The organism is bacterium (assembly GCA_037200965.1).
Taxonomy (GTDB): domain Bacteria; phylum Patescibacteriota; class Minisyncoccia; order Phycocordibacterales; family Phycocordibacteraceae; genus C7867-001.
The window spans coordinates 686,476-699,605 of sequence record JBBCGK010000001.1; the positions used below are offsets into that span (position 1 = coordinate 686,476).

The window sequence follows — 13,130 nt, forward strand, 5'->3', positions numbered from 1 at the left end:
CACATTCGGGAGCCTGACATTCTCCCCGGCTGGCGAATCCTTTCCGGAATCCGACGCCGCGGGCAGCAAGGGCACCCACCTGGCACTACAGTTGCCTACTGGCGGTCCGCGAGAAAATCCCGCAGAAGTGCGGGATTTTCTCGTGCTAGAGTTTCTACATGCCGTTTCGCATCACTCCCTATGGCGGAGCCGATTCCGTCACCGGTTCGAACTTTCTGATAGAAGGAAGCGGCGGCGGGAAGATTCTCGTCGACTGCGGCATCGAGCAGGGGAGGGATGTTTCGGAGGCGGATACGTACGCCCCTTTTCCGTACGATGCGTCCCAGATAGACGCGCTCGTGATAACGCACGCGCATCTCGATCACGTGGGCCGCTGCCCGAAGCTCGCAAAGGAGGGATTCAGGGGCAGGGTATATATGACGCCGCCGACGCGCGATCTGGCGGAACTTATCCTTCGCGACAGCGCCGGCATCCTCGCGCAGGAAGCGCAGATGCGGCATCTGCCCCTTCTTTATACCGACGAGGACGTGACGCGGTTCTTCTCGCTCGTCGAAACGCTCGAATACCACACGGAGAAAGAAATCGCTCCCGGCCTTTCGGTCTGTCTCCGGAACACCGGCCATATCCTCGGCTCCGCAAGCGTCCGGATACGGGATGCGTCGGGCTCCTCCCTCGCCCTTACGGGCGACATCGGCAACTCGCCCTCTCCCTTTCTTCCCGACGCCGAACCGATTCCGGACGCCGGCGCCCTGCTTATGGAAAGCGTGTACGGCGACCGGCTGCATCCGCACCTTGCCGATCGTGTCGCGGAGCTTCGCGATACCCTGAAGCGGGCGATAGCGCGGGGAGGAACCATTCTCATCCCTTCGTTCTCGATGGAGCGCACGCAGCTCATGCTCTACGAATTCTCGAACCTCATGGCCGCGGGAGAGATCCCGAAGATTCCCGTATTCCTCGATTCCCCGCTCGCGATCGGCGTCACCGCCGTATACGAGAAATGGGGAAGTACGTATTTCAAGCAGGAGGCGAAAGAGGAGCTCGAGCGGGAAGGCAGCATTTTCAATTTCCCGTTTCTCAAGATGACATCCTCGCGCGAGCAGTCGGAGGGAATTGCGGCCGCGCCTGACCCGAAGATCATCATCGCGGGGGCGGGCATGAGCCACGGAGGGCGCATAGGGGCGCACGAGGCCCGCTATCTGCCGTTTCCGACGACGACCCTCATCATGGTCGGATACCAGGCGCCGGGGACTCCCGGGCGGCTCATGCAGGAAGGCGCTCCTTCCGTGCGGCTCGGGGGCCGGGAGGTGCGCATACGGGCCAAGATAGAGACCCTGTCAGGCTGGTCGGCGCACGCGGACCGCGACGGGCTCATGAAGTTTGTCGAAGCCTGTCTTCCGGGGACGAAGACGTTTTTCGTCGCGATCGGGGAGCCTTCCGCCGAGCGTTTCCTCGCCCAGCGCATTCATGACACCTTCAGTGTTCGCACTATCGTACCGGAGACGGGGGAGGGGTGGGAGATAGGGAAAGATTCGATTCATAGGGTATAGTCTTGCTATATGCCCGATTCTCGCGGCGCGTCCACGCAGCTTTCTCCCGAACGCCACGCTACTCCCTTCGCGTTTTTCCTCGCGACGAATCGTCAGGAAGTGAAATGGCTTGGCTTGAGCGCGCTTTCTTATAGTTTTGCGGCGGCGGCCATGCTCGCCGCTACCTATGCGCTTGGCCAGGCGGTGGATTTGCTCCCCCCCCCCCCCCCCTCGCACGGACCAATCCGCCTACTCCTTATCGGCGCGATCCTCGGTTTTGTTTGCTATGAACTTGGGTTCCGTGTCGGGCACATAATTGAAGTCCTTGCTTCCTCGCGTATACGTGCCAGAACGAAACAGGCGCTCTTTGACCACGTGACGGGACTTTCGTACGGCTATTTCGTGGACCGGTTTTCCGGGCAGATCGCGCATAAGATCTCGGCGACGACCGACGCGCTCGAACGGATGACATTGCGCGTCACGAATGATTTTATAGAGGAGGGCGCGTTGGTATTGATAAGCGCCGCTACACTTTCTCTCATCAGCCCCTACTTCGGGCTGTTCGTGCTTGTCTGGGGGGTGCTGTTGTGCCTTGGCACGCTTCCGTATGCGAAGCGGATGAACGCGCGGGCGAACGAATACGCGGACGTGGAATCAAAAACCACCGGCGTCTTCGTCGACTTCTTCGGCAATATAGCGGCAGTGAAAGTGTACGGAGGTACGCGAAGCCGCACGTCCGTCCATGATCAGATCGAGGAAGAGAAGCGCTCCTTTCGGGCGCTCGGCTTTTGGGCGGTGCTGTCATACAACTATATGGGTTTGTCGGTCGTCGTTCTCGGCGCGGGGCTCATCGCCATCACTTCGTACTTGTATGCCCACACGCTTATCACCCTGGGGAGTATCCTGTTCGTGATGGCGACGGGGCTTCGCCTCTCGAACGTCTCGTGGGAACTCGGGAAAAGCGTCATAGATTTCATCCGCGAGCGCGGGGAATGCCAGCAGAATCTCGAAGACCTCATCGTTGCGCCCGTCGTGACCGATCGGGCGGTCTCTCCTCAACATGCGCATACGCAGGCACGCGTCGAATATCGGGACGTAACGTTTTCATACAATACCGGCCGGCCGGTACTCGCCGATTTCTCGCTCTGCGTGTCCGCGGGAGAGAAAGTCGGTATCGTCGGGCGTTCGGGCGCGGGAAAAACCACGCTTGCGAATCTGCTCCTCCGGTTCTTTGACGCGAACAAAGGGGCGGTGCTGTTAAACGATGTCGATGTCCGCGACTTGTCGCAGCAGTATCTCCGCTCCCACCTTTCCTATATTTCACAGGATACGTCCTTGTTTCATGCAAGCGTACGGGACAATATCGCGTACGGGGTGCCTGACGCGCCGCAGGAAGACGTAGAAAGCGCCGCGCGGCTTGCGTATGCTGACGAATTCATACACGCGCTCCCGCAAGGGTACGACAGCGTCGTCGGCGAGCGCGGCGTAAAGCTCTCGGGCGGCCAGCGCCAGCGCATCGCTATCGCCCGCGCCATCCTTGCGGACCGTCCCCTCTTCCTTCTTGACGAGGCGACGAGCGCGCTCGACAGCGACAGCGAGTCGAAAATCCAGGTCGGTCTCGCGGCCCTTATGGAAGGGAAGACCGTCATCGCCATCGCGCACCGTCTCTCGACCCTTTCGCGCATGGACCGCATCATTTATCTGGAAGAGGGAAGGATTATCGAAGACGGAGCGCACGAAGAACTGCTGGCGCTGAACGGAAGATACGCCGAACTTTGGCGCATGCAGGCGGGCGGGTTCCTTCCCTCATAAGTTTAGAGCGCTTTCACGGGTAGCGTCCGTAGTGCAAAGAAGCTCACGCAGAGCAGCGCGAGCGCCGCAACCGCATTCACGGCAAACACCCCTTCGAGTCCGATGAACCGATAGGTAAGCGCGATGAAAAGGGGAGAGGCGAAGTACGCGATATCCCGCACGGTCTCGAGTATGCCGAAGAATTCGCCGCGTTCCTGCGGGGCGTGGAGGCGCGAGGTGAGGACATCCATGACGAGCCATATGCCAAGCACGCCGATGGCCGCGACGAATATCGAAATGACTTTCATCGGGAGCGCGGTACTTAGATAAAACGCGAGAAACGATGCGACGGAGAGCAGGGACGATAGCGTAAAGACCCTCCTTTCTCCGAAGCGGTCGATGAATTTGCCAAGGACATCGGAAAAGAGGATGGAAGGAACGGAAAATGCCGCGATAATGAGCGCGGAATCCATGAAGGAGTTTTCATAGAAGCCGACGAGCGGCTGCGTGAACCAGACCGATTCCCAGAAGAACGCCACGAAGAAGGCGGTCGCGACAAGAAAGAGATTGAGCGGCAGGGATCTGCGGAACAGCCGGAGGGTGTCGCGGTAGGAGAATGGCCTTGCGTGCTCCTCCGCGCGCGTAGCGGGCTTCCTTGCCGCGCCGTAAATAAGGAAGAGGCAGAGTATCGCGACGCCCGCGACCGCAAGAAACGGCGCGTCGAGGCTCAGGTAGGCGATGAGGAATGCGACGCCGATCGGCGCAAGTCCCTCCCCGATGGCGACGATGCGGAAGAACCTTCCGAAGGCGGTGCCATGCCCGTCCTTCTCCGCATCGTCGCCTATGAGCGCGAGGAGCGGCGACCAGTTGAGCCCGTAGCTTGCCCCGAAGAGCACGGCGGCGGCGAAGAACACGAAGACATTGTTCGAGAAATAGAGCGCCACCGCCGCAAGCGCGGCAAGCACCATGGAATAGGCGATGAGCCGCTCCCGGCCTATGCGGTCCGAGAGCTTTCCGGAGGGGATGTCGAGGAGTCCCGAACAAAGCGATACCAGGGAGAAGAGGACGGCCGTGAGCCCGACGCTCACTCCCGCTTCCGAGAACTTGACCGGGAGCAGGAACTCCATCGCCCCGAATATGACGTTGAAAAGAAAAAGGGGCGCGAGCCGGCGCATCCGTACAGTATAATCCAATCATTCCCCGGCTCCTGCATGTACCTCTTCCCTTTTTTGACGGCGGGCGCTCACGGCCTTGCGATAGCGTTCGACCGGCTCAATCTTACCCGTACCAAGTTCAAACCGCGCGCGCTTCTCCTGCTCACGTTCCTCGTGATGACCGTAACGGCCGCCGCGTATGTCCTCATCGCGCGTCCGCCGTTTCCCGCGCTCGGGCCCGTCGTCCTCGGGATCGTTACCGCCATGGTCCTCCTTTCGTTCGCGCAGAACATATTCGAACTGAAAGGAATCCAGGCGATGCAGCTCCACACCCGCGAACCCGTCACCACCCTGCAGCCTCTCCTTACGGGCCTTCTCGCGTATCTTCTCTTTCCATCCGAAGGCAATATCCTTTATCTGGCCGCCATCGTCGTCGGCGTGCCGATCGTCCTCTGGTCAAACGCGAAACGGTATTCGTGGCGCAAGCTCCTCACCCCGGGGAGCGGATACGTGTTCGCCGACATATCCCTTTCGGCGGCTGTCGACAACCTCGCCAAGCTCGCGCTCCAATTCCTTTCTCCCGCGTATCTCGGGCTGTTCCGGATCGGCGGGGTATTCTTCCTTTGCTGCGCCTTCTTTCGCGGCTCGTGGAAGGAAGTTCCGCCCGGAGGCCTCTGGCTCGGACTTGTGCCGGGCATGTTTTTCGGCGTTTCCGCGCTCGCGCGGCTCTTCGCGTTCGAATACGTCGGTCTTAATTTCACGCTGCTCATCCTGCTTCTTGAGCCCGGGCTCGTCTATCTGCTGAGCCGCGTGCTGCTCAAGGAAAAGCTCGAGTGGCGGCCGATCATCGGCAGCGGGCTCATTCTGTGCCTCATCATCGCGGTCCGGTGCCTGTCATAACTACCCTGCGTTTTCATCGGCAACCTGCTATCTTCCTAAGAGGGTACACAGTTCTGTCACGGAGGGAAGCATGGAAGAAAAGACTCTCGCGAAAAGATATCCGAATGGTCCATACAAGGGGATACTCTATGAGCAGAGAACCCTCACGGGCCCCCGCACGTACATTACCCGCGTCTTTCTCCTCACCGAAGGAGAATATCTGGGGGAGGGCATATACCGATTCGTCCTGCCGCTCACTTATGAGCCTTCGGCTGTCGTCGAAGGAGCGCTGACTCCCAAGGAAGCCGAGTGGCGCGTAGCGCGTCCGCTGCGGGCACTTCTCTTCGGCTATTCGATAGGGTGCTATATGCGTAACGTCGAGTATAGGCCTCATGAGGCGATACTCGACGTGTGGATCAAGACCTATAATGCTGAGGTGATAGCTATCACTGTCGAAGGAAGGATAGTCGATAAGAGCAAGCTCACCCTATAGTGATCGAAGAGCCCCCAATACTGCGTCGAGCCGGGATCGCTAGACGATCCCGGCTTTTTTGCAAAATCTGTTGGGACTAGCGGGCTGTATTCCGTCTGATAGAAGGCAGTATACTTTACGTACCATGCCGGACATCCGCGACCTCTACGCCAGGGCCGGGCACTGGCACGGGACGGGGCGGTATAAATACGGCGATACCGACGGAGTCGTCGATATTCTGGAAGGGATCATACAAAACAAAGGACTTACCCCGCACCACGATGACTGGGACAGGAAGCGGGGAGGCATACGATCGATCTCGCTTGGTCGCGCGCGCATGTACGCGCGGCTGTATGCGGGTATGTATATGCCGCAGGGACAGCGGATCGGGAACGAATACGGATCGAGGCTTGTATGGGGCCATTGGTTTTTCGACACCGCGTTTCTCGTCGCGCTCGCGGAATACCCGTTCGGGAAGCATATCCTCGATTACCAGCGGAAGCTAGTGAACTGGACGGGGAAGGTTTCGAAGAAAAAGCACTCCCTAAAAAGCGTTTTTCTCGAAGGCACGGACATCGCGTACAACTACCCGATACTCATCGGCATACGGCAGGGAGCGATATCGCCGTCGCCCGGTTCGCGGTTCTTCAACCTCCATGAGGACCGGAGCGAATTTCCCATTTCCATCGAAGACTTTACGCATGTGGAGGTTCCGGAGACGCGGGTACGTGAAGTTGCCGAAACGTTCCGGGACGCCGGGTTCGAAATCCCCGTGATTCCGATCGAGGACGGGGAGACATACTGTCGGAGTTTTTCTTTTGCGAAGCTCGTTGGCGGAAAACCGCTTATACGGCCATAGCTCCTATGAACCCCCTCGTCATTTGGCTTCTCGCATACGCGCTTCCGGCCTTCTTGGCCGGCTGCTATATCAAATTATGTTCGCATCAAGAAGGCGGCTCTCCGAAGAATCTGACTTTCATTCATGTCGTGCTGCTGGTATCCGCGCTTGCAAGTCAATGCGCGATATACGCTCAGGGAATATCGTTCCCGACGCCGGGGATATGGTTCCTGGTGGTTTTTGCAGCGAGCGTGGCGATCGCGGGCTTTTTCATCGGCAGGCTTGGCCTTCTCTATGGTGTTTCCGCGCTCCTGCAGCAGGCATGCATGCTCTCCATCGCTTTTCTCCTTTTGCCCGCGTTTCCGGTCTGGATTGTTGTACTTCTTATCGTGCCGCTTTTCGTGTTCTGCCACCAACTGACCGGCGTGCCGTATTGGCGCACTCGAATCATACTTATCACGCTCTGGGGCAGCGTTTCCGTCCTCATCTTCGCTTTTATCCCGGATATCCTTCTTGTTTCTTCGCTCCACACGCTCTTCGGGACGATTCTCATCGCGAACGGTATATTGCATATACAATATGAGCGATCCCGATTTTGAGCGCCTTTTAGAGAAAGACAAATACCAGGTCTTCTTGTTCGCGTGTCCCGCGGGGATGCCGGCCAGCTTCGCGACGCATCCGTGGTTCGTCGTGAACCGGACAGGAACCATCTCCCGCTACGGCATCAGCTGGCGAACGGCCGCCCAGGGCGACCGCCCGCCGTTCGCGCGCCACACCTGCGGAAAATGCGTCGGACACTTGCATAAGGACGCGCTTCCGTCGGCGGTAGGGATAGAGATGTTCTTTTTCATACGGGGATGGATGTGGGAGAGCCGGCTCCTCGGAAGCGTCACCGGCGGGGAAGGGTCGCTCGCGGCGCGCATGGCCGACGTTATCGAGCGATCTTTGGAAACATATCCATATATCGAACGCTATTCCCTGATCGGTCCGAACAGCAACACGTATCCGCAATGGGTAGTGAATCAGTTTCCCGAATCCGGCCTCCGGTTGCCCTGGAACGCGTTCGGGAAAAGATATGTGATGAGCAGAACATCCGTCAATTCTTGACTACCAGACATTGCGAGAAAGGAAGTTCGATAAATGTATCGGGCCTGGTCTCAAGAAATTCGTCGAATGCTTTGCGTACACCCTGGCACTGTGAATAGTCATGGGAAAGGATGATTCCGCCCGGAAGCATCCTAGGATAGAAGAAACTAAGGCAGGCTTTCGTGCTTTCATATGTGTCGACATCAAGGTGCACGAATGAAAACCTATTTTCCGCGACAGGCGCTGCAGTATCGGGGAAGAACCCCGGATAGATGAAGACTTGTGGATATGCAGCGAGACGAGCACGCACCGCAGCTTCGCTTGCCGCAAACATCCCTTTCTTAAAACGGGTGTCTAGGGCGCCGACGCTCGGAAGTCCTGCGAACGTGTCAAACAGGTGTAATGGGGTGCCCTCTTTTGCTTCGCAGATAGCTTTCGACGAGGCTCCCTGGAACACATCAACTTCCGCATATTCGCCTCCGTGCTTTCGCTGTGTTCGCGCGAGTGAATAGATCATGAAAAGTTCTTCGGGGTCAAGTAAGACTGGGCCCCGTTCCTCGCGATAAATTTCCCGAACGAGCCGCACGAGGCCCGCGTCGGCCGCCTTGTAGTAGGAGAACACTTTAAGATCGAACCAGTTCACGAGGCGCTTGGTGACCTTGCCAAAGTATATGTTTGCTATCTTGTCGGTGTTCATATACGTTCAGTATAGCAATGGTCTGTTACACTGTAACCGATGTTGCGCGCGGGCTCCCGGCTCTTTAGCAGGCTCTTCTGGACGTTCTCCCCGTTCTGGCTTTTCCTCGTCCTCTTCAAGTTCGCCGGCGGACTCCACTATTCCCTCCTTTCGCCCCTTGGCGAGCGGCTCCTGCCGCTCTGGATCGTCGGATTCATCATGGGAGGAGCCTCGCTCATCCAGCTTCTTCTTGACGTGCCCGCCGGTCAGCTGCTTGACCGTTTCGGATACCGCAGACTGCTCAAAGTGACGGCGGCGACATTCCTTGTCGCCGCGCTGTGCCTTGCCTTCGAGCTCACGCTCGCGACGTACCTCATCAGCATATTCCTTTCCATCTTCGGGTGGCTGTTCTTCAGTCCCGGCATAAACGCGTATATCCTTTCTTCCGCCCCCAGGGAATTCGCGGGGAAATTCATGTCGCTCCGGGATGTGTTCGGGTCGGTCGGCATCGTGATATCGAGCGCCGCGCTCCCGTTCACCCTGCTCCTCGCCCCGTCGTATATCGGGACGGTGCTTGCGGCGGGATTCGCACTTGCGTTCCTGGCGCTTATCTTCGCGCCCAAGGACCATGCGTCGGTGCACGCGGAGCAGAAAATAGACACGCATCACTACTACATCCGCCGCCAGTTCCTCGCCTCCCTCCGGACCATACGGAAGCTCAATCCGGCAAGCTCGATGCTTCTCCTCCTCAGCCTCTCAAGCGGCATCTTCTACGGCATCATCTGGTTCGTCGTGCCGCTCATTCTCGCGCACGAACTCCACGGTGCGATCCTCGGCGGCATCGGGCTCGGCATCTTCGATTTCTCGGTCGTCGTGCTCGGTTTCGTGCTCGGCACGCTCGCCGACCGCGCGGACCGGCGCACGCTCGTATTCTTCGGTCTCCTCGTCTTCGCGCTGTTTGGCATGCTCCTTGGACTTGGGTTCGGCATCCTGTTCATACTTTTCGGTTTCCTCGCGACCGCGGGCGAGGAGATGGCCGGAATATCGCTCTGGTCCTGGCTCCATGCGCTTGACCGGGAACACGCCAAGGACGGTGCGGTAGCGGGGGTCATAACCCTCTTTGACGATGTCGGGTGGATGATCGGGCCGGCGTGTGCCGGCGTACTCTACGGGCTCGTTGGCCCCTCGTGGGCGGTCATTATCGGCGCGCTGCCGATACTCGTTACCTGGGCCGTCTACTGGATCGGCTTCCAGAAGCATGTCCTGCCGAATATCAGCTTCCCGTTCGTCCCGGCGAAGCCGCACCACAGGCGGCATAAGGCATAGCCGGCGCGGCCTTGTTAGGTTCCGGCAACGGCGCGTATCGAGCGGGAGAGATTCTCGAGAAACCTTCCGCGAGTCGTATCTGACAGCCTGGTTACGGAAAGAAAGACACCGCCCTGATCGGTGACTTCCGTAAGGAGGAGGTCGCCCGTCTCCGTGCGGCACGCGTCGACGCGTATGATGCCCCGCTTTTGCCTGTCCCAGTCGATAAAGACTTTAGCGAACGCGATATCGCGTTCGCTTGGATCGAATTCTTCCAGTTCCCATCGCTTCCGCGTATCGGGCGCATACAATACGTACTGCAGCTTCCCGTCGAGATAATAGAAGGATATCTCGTACGTGAAGTCTATGAAGGGCTGGATGAGATAGTGCCTGGGAGCGAGCGCGAGCAGTTCGTCCCGCGAAAGCCTCCGCGCGTTTATGCCGCTGAAGCCGTTCTTCGGTTTTATGAAATAATCGCCGCCGTTTGGCAGCTGGCCGATATCCCCGACGCGGTCGACGGTCGGAATCACCGGAAACCCGTTCCTGGAAAGCCAAAGCAGGTATCCCTTCCACCCGTCGGAGTCGTCCTGCTCATATTCGCGGACGTACAGGTCGTCATGTATCGGAAGCCATGGCTTCGCGCGCCACCGCCCGTACCACGGCTCCGGCTTCCCATAGTCTTTCGTGTTCCATGTATTGCGGATGATGATCGCGTCCGCCGCGTCCTCAAACGGTTCGCAGTCGCGCGGGTGCATGAGCGCTACGTCAAAGTCCCGCCGCAGGAAATCTCTTATGAGCATGTCTTCTTCTTCCGCGCCGTTCGTAAGGTCGGTGAGGAAGAGGAGCAGGGGCTTAGCCATGCGGTGAACTATACCGCGCGCTCCGGCGGCGGGGGAGGGGCAAGCCGGAGATGGCGCAGGCTCGAACGGGCGCCCCGCCGCGTATGGAAGAAGAACACGATCGCGAGGAAGCAGGCGATGGTCGCGAGAAGAGAGGCAAGAAGCGGGAAGCCCATGAAATCAAGCGCAACGCCAAGCATCACGGGCGCGGCCAGGTCGCTTATGCCGCCGATAACGGAGAATACCGATTCGAGCCGCCCATAGTGGTCGGGAGGCGTGAGCGCGGTCGCGAGGCTCTTTTGGAGAATGGAAAGGAATTCGACCAGCGTGCCGATAAGGAGGCCGCCCGCGACCGTAACCGCGTACGGCAGGGGAAGAGCGAGCGCGGCGAGAACGAGCGCCATGAGGCCGCACAATATTGCCGCAAGCCGCGCCTTCTCGCCGCGGTCGGCAATCTTGCCGAGAAGGTAGCCGAAGAGGGACGGGATGCCCATCACGACCGTAAAGAGAATCACGAGCGAGAGGTTTCCGGTCGTGAAATAGATATCGATCGGAATGAAGAACTCGACGAGCACCACGACCACCTCGGTAAACAGAAGGAGCATGGCAAGGAGCCGGAGATCGCTGTTCCAGGTCTTCCATTCATCGATGGCCGAGCGGTATGCGTGCCGGAGCGGAAGCTTCTTCGCCGCGTTTGCGAGCGCCGGATGGTCCTTCCTGATCCGCAGCACGAACGGAAGCGCGAGGAGCGCGGTCGGGGCGACGAGGAACAAAAGCGCCTGGATCGAGAAGTATTTTATGAGGAGGATCCCGGCGAGCGCCGCGGCGAGCCACCCGAAATTCGAAAGAGTGTCGAGGAGCCCGAACGAGGAGGCGATAGTGCTCCCCGGAGCCATGCGGCGGATATAGGTATCGATGCCGGTCGAATCGAGGCCCCAGGCGATGCCGTTGAGCCCCCGCGCGACGACGACGAACGCCACGAGCCCGGTCATGCCCGCGATGAAATAAAAAAGACCGACGAAAGGATAAATGCACAGTCCGATGATCACGAGCCATTTCGCGCTCATGCGCTCCGCGAGGAGCCCGAGCACCGGTATCGCGAGGAGAAGCGTCACTTCGTAGCTTGAGCGCACGAGCCCGGCTTCGCCGAAGCTTCCCGTGAGCTGCATGATGAGGATGGGAATGAGCGATTCGCCGAATCCCCAGCCGACATAGCGTATCGTCCGCGCGTACGCGAGCGAACGCACCCCGGCGAGGGAATAAGAAAGACGGCGGCGGAACATGGGAGAAGTATAGCGTGGACAACACAAAAGCCGTCTCACAGGAGACGGCTTTTGTTGATTCCAGAACCGTATTATGCGATCTTCTTCGCGATGCGCGCGAATATCTCCGGATGGTCCTTGGCGAAGGTCGAGAGGACCTTGCGGTCGAGCGCGACGCCCTGCTTCTTCAGCTTCCCGATGAACGTGCTGTACGACTTGTGGCCGTTCTCGCGGAGCGCGGCATTGAGGCGCACGATCCAGAGCTGACGGTAGTCGGTCTTCTTGTCGCGGCGGTGGTTGAACGCGTACTTGCCCGCGTGCTGGAGCGCCTCGTGCGCGAAACGCTCCTTCTTGCTCCGTGCGTGGCGGTAGCCCTTGGCGCGCTTGAGCACGTTCCGGCGCCGCTTCGCAGAGATGATTCCTCCTTTTACTCGTGGCATACGTAAATGATTACAATTCTAAGGTTGATAGGGGGGCTAGGAGCCCGGGAGAAAGCGGCGGCGGATCTTGTTGGAGACGGCAAGATTCACCACGCGGCGTTTCCCCATGGTCTTAGAGCCCGATTCCTTCGCGTTGAAATGGTTCTGGCCGGGCTTGCGGGCAAGGACCTTGCCGGTACGCGTGACGCGCAGGCGCTTCTGGTATGACTTGTTGGTTTTCATGGTTGTGGGTTTTCCGGTTTCTCTTTCGCGCTTTTCTCCTGCTTTCCCTGCGCTTCCTTGTCGCGCTCGATGACGCCCGCGAATCCCTTGGGACTTCTCGCGACGGGCTCCGCTATCTTGTACGCGTACGGGATGAGGAGCAGGAATTTCTCGAGGCGGGCCTTAAGAAAGGCCTCTTCCATTCCTTTATAGCGTCCCTTGAGGAAGAGCTCGGCCCGGACCCGGTGTCCTTCGGCAAGCCATTCGGCCGCCTTCTTGGCCTTGAGGCGCATGTCGTTGTCCCCGGTCCCGACCTTGATCTGGACCTCCTTGGTTTCCGACACCTTGGCCTTGGCCCGCGCTTGGCTCTCTTTCTTGCTGCGCTCGTACTCGAATTTACCATAATCCATCACTTTCGCAACGGGCGGGGTCGCGAGGGGCGATATCTCGATGAGGTCGAGCCCCGCGGCTTCGGCGGCCCGAAGCGCCTCGTCAAGCGTGATGACGCCGAGGTTCTCGCCCTGTGCGCCAATGACGCGCAGCTCGGGTGCGCGTATCTCACGGTTGATGCGGGCTCGTTCGGTGCTCAAAGCGGTGTTCCACCGACTCTAGCACGAACGAGGCCGTACCTGCAAGGAAATTCAGGCGGCATACCTTGTTC

15 protein-coding genes are annotated in these 13,130 nt (G+C 59.0%); 8 read left to right on the forward strand and 7 right to left on the reverse strand.

Translation table 11 applies throughout. The annotated features are described in order from the left end of the window. Positions 1-158 precede the first annotated feature (158 nt). Positions 159-1,547: an MBL fold metallo-hydrolase gene (locus WDN10_04030; GenBank protein MEJ0053861.1), complete on the forward strand. Its 1,389-nt coding sequence runs from the start codon at positions 159-161 to the stop codon at positions 1,545-1,547. Positions 1,548-1,556: 9 nt separating this feature from the next. Beyond that, a complete protein-coding gene (locus tag WDN10_04035) occupies positions 1,557-3,338 on the forward strand; it encodes an ABC transporter ATP-binding protein (GenBank protein ID MEJ0053862.1) in 1,782 nt (593 codons plus the stop codon). A 2-nt stretch (positions 3,339-3,340) separates the two neighbouring features. Here the strand turns inward: WDN10_04035 and WDN10_04040 are convergent, their stop codons facing one another. Continuing rightward, complete coding sequence (locus WDN10_04040; protein MEJ0053863.1) at positions 3,341-4,492, reverse strand: MFS transporter; 1,152 nt, start codon at positions 4,490-4,492, stop codon at positions 3,341-3,343. Positions 4,493-4,528: 36 nt separating this feature from the next. Between WDN10_04040 and WDN10_04045 the strand changes: the two genes are divergently transcribed. The 5 genes from WDN10_04045 to WDN10_04065 all read left to right on the forward strand — a co-directional run bounded on the left by WDN10_04045 (position 4,529) and on the right by WDN10_04065 (position 7,767). Then, positions 4,529-5,371, forward strand: coding sequence for an EamA family transporter (locus tag WDN10_04045; GenBank protein MEJ0053864.1), 843 nt, complete (start codon positions 4,529-4,531; stop codon positions 5,369-5,371). Positions 5,372-5,441: 70 nt separating this feature from the next. After that, on the forward strand, positions 5,442-5,843 hold the full coding sequence (locus WDN10_04050; GenBank protein ID MEJ0053865.1) for a hypothetical protein: 402 nt from the start codon (positions 5,442-5,444) through the stop codon (positions 5,841-5,843). Between the two features lie 124 nt (positions 5,844-5,967). Then, complete coding sequence (locus WDN10_04055) at positions 5,968-6,681, forward strand: hypothetical protein (protein MEJ0053866.1); 714 nt, start codon at positions 5,968-5,970, stop codon at positions 6,679-6,681. 5 nt (positions 6,682-6,686) lie between these two features. Then, entirely contained in the window at positions 6,687-7,259 is a 573-nt protein-coding gene (locus WDN10_04060) for a hypothetical protein (protein MEJ0053867.1), read from the forward strand. Beyond that, the gene (locus WDN10_04065) at positions 7,240-7,767 is read left to right on the forward strand and encodes a DUF3750 domain-containing protein (protein ID MEJ0053868.1); all 528 of its coding nucleotides are present in this window, start codon (positions 7,240-7,242) and stop codon (positions 7,765-7,767) included. Before WDN10_04060 ends, WDN10_04065 begins: the two co-directional genes overlap by 20 nt. On the opposite strand, the gene WDN10_04070 is transcribed toward WDN10_04065, so the two are convergent. After that, entirely contained in the window at positions 7,757-8,443 is a 687-nt protein-coding gene (locus tag WDN10_04070; GenBank protein MEJ0053869.1) for a TylF/MycF/NovP-related O-methyltransferase, read from the reverse strand. The genes WDN10_04065 and WDN10_04070 overlap by 11 nt on opposite strands. A gap of 39 nt (positions 8,444-8,482) precedes the next feature. On the opposite strand from WDN10_04070, the gene WDN10_04075 reads away from it, so the two are divergent. After that, positions 8,483-9,748, forward strand: coding sequence for an MFS transporter (locus WDN10_04075; protein ID MEJ0053870.1), 1,266 nt, complete (start codon positions 8,483-8,485; stop codon positions 9,746-9,748). Positions 9,749-9,762: 14 nt separating this feature from the next. On the opposite strand, the gene WDN10_04080 is transcribed toward WDN10_04075, so the two are convergent. From WDN10_04080 to infC, 5 genes are all read right to left on the reverse strand, one after another. After that, positions 9,763-10,587, reverse strand: coding sequence for a hypothetical protein (locus tag WDN10_04080; GenBank protein MEJ0053871.1), 825 nt, complete (start codon positions 10,585-10,587; stop codon positions 9,763-9,765). Between the two features lie 8 nt (positions 10,588-10,595). After that, entirely contained in the window at positions 10,596-11,849 is a 1,254-nt protein-coding gene (locus WDN10_04085; protein MEJ0053872.1) for an MFS transporter, read from the reverse strand. A gap of 71 nt (positions 11,850-11,920) precedes the next feature. Beyond that, complete coding sequence (gene rplT / locus WDN10_04090; protein ID MEJ0053873.1) at positions 11,921-12,268, reverse strand: 50S ribosomal protein L20; 348 nt, start codon at positions 12,266-12,268, stop codon at positions 11,921-11,923. Positions 12,269-12,304: 36 nt separating this feature from the next. Further along, the gene (locus WDN10_04095; GenBank protein ID MEJ0053874.1) at positions 12,305-12,490 is read right to left on the reverse strand and encodes a 50S ribosomal protein L35; all 186 of its coding nucleotides are present in this window, start codon (positions 12,488-12,490) and stop codon (positions 12,305-12,307) included. After that, a complete protein-coding gene (gene infC / locus WDN10_04100) occupies positions 12,487-13,059 on the reverse strand; it encodes a translation initiation factor IF-3 (protein MEJ0053875.1) in 573 nt (190 codons plus the stop codon). Before infC ends, WDN10_04095 begins: the two co-directional genes overlap by 4 nt. Between the last annotated feature and the right edge of the window lie 71 nt (positions 13,060-13,130).

What these genes read in the sequence shown, in the direction of transcription:
- WDN10_04035 (MEJ0053862.1), top strand. Translation starts at nt 1,557, where the DNA reads ATGCCCGATTCTCGCGGCGCGTCCACGCAGCTTTCTCCCGAACGCCAC.
- WDN10_04070 (MEJ0053869.1), bottom strand. Translation starts at nt 8,443, where the DNA reads ATGAACACCGACAAGATAGCAAACATATACTTTGGCAAGGTCACCAAG.
- WDN10_04050 (MEJ0053865.1), top strand. Translation starts at nt 5,442, where the DNA reads ATGGAAGAAAAGACTCTCGCGAAAAGATATCCGAATGGTCCATACAAG.
- WDN10_04045 (MEJ0053864.1), top strand. Translation starts at nt 4,529, where the DNA reads ATGTACCTCTTCCCTTTTTTGACGGCGGGCGCTCACGGCCTTGCGATA.
- WDN10_04095 (MEJ0053874.1), bottom strand. Translation starts at nt 12,490, where the DNA reads ATGAAAACCAACAAGTCATACCAGAAGCGCCTGCGCGTCACGCGTACC.
- WDN10_04055 (MEJ0053866.1), top strand. Translation starts at nt 5,968, where the DNA reads ATGCCGGACATCCGCGACCTCTACGCCAGGGCCGGGCACTGGCACGGG.
- rplT (MEJ0053873.1), bottom strand. Translation starts at nt 12,268, where the DNA reads ATGCCACGAGTAAAAGGAGGAATCATCTCTGCGAAGCGGCGCCGGAAC.
- WDN10_04085 (MEJ0053872.1), bottom strand. Translation starts at nt 11,849, where the DNA reads ATGTTCCGCCGCCGTCTTTCTTATTCCCTCGCCGGGGTGCGTTCGCTC.
- WDN10_04080 (MEJ0053871.1), bottom strand. Translation starts at nt 10,587, where the DNA reads ATGGCTAAGCCCCTGCTCCTCTTCCTCACCGACCTTACGAACGGCGCG.
- WDN10_04075 (MEJ0053870.1), top strand. Translation starts at nt 8,483, where the DNA reads ATGTTGCGCGCGGGCTCCCGGCTCTTTAGCAGGCTCTTCTGGACGTTC.
- WDN10_04030 (MEJ0053861.1), top strand. Translation starts at nt 159, where the DNA reads ATGCCGTTTCGCATCACTCCCTATGGCGGAGCCGATTCCGTCACCGGT.
- WDN10_04065 (MEJ0053868.1), top strand. Translation starts at nt 7,240, where the DNA reads ATGAGCGATCCCGATTTTGAGCGCCTTTTAGAGAAAGACAAATACCAG.
- WDN10_04040 (MEJ0053863.1), bottom strand. Translation starts at nt 4,492, where the DNA reads ATGCGCCGGCTCGCGCCCCTTTTTCTTTTCAACGTCATATTCGGGGCG.
- WDN10_04060 (MEJ0053867.1), top strand. Translation starts at nt 6,687, where the DNA reads ATGAACCCCCTCGTCATTTGGCTTCTCGCATACGCGCTTCCGGCCTTC.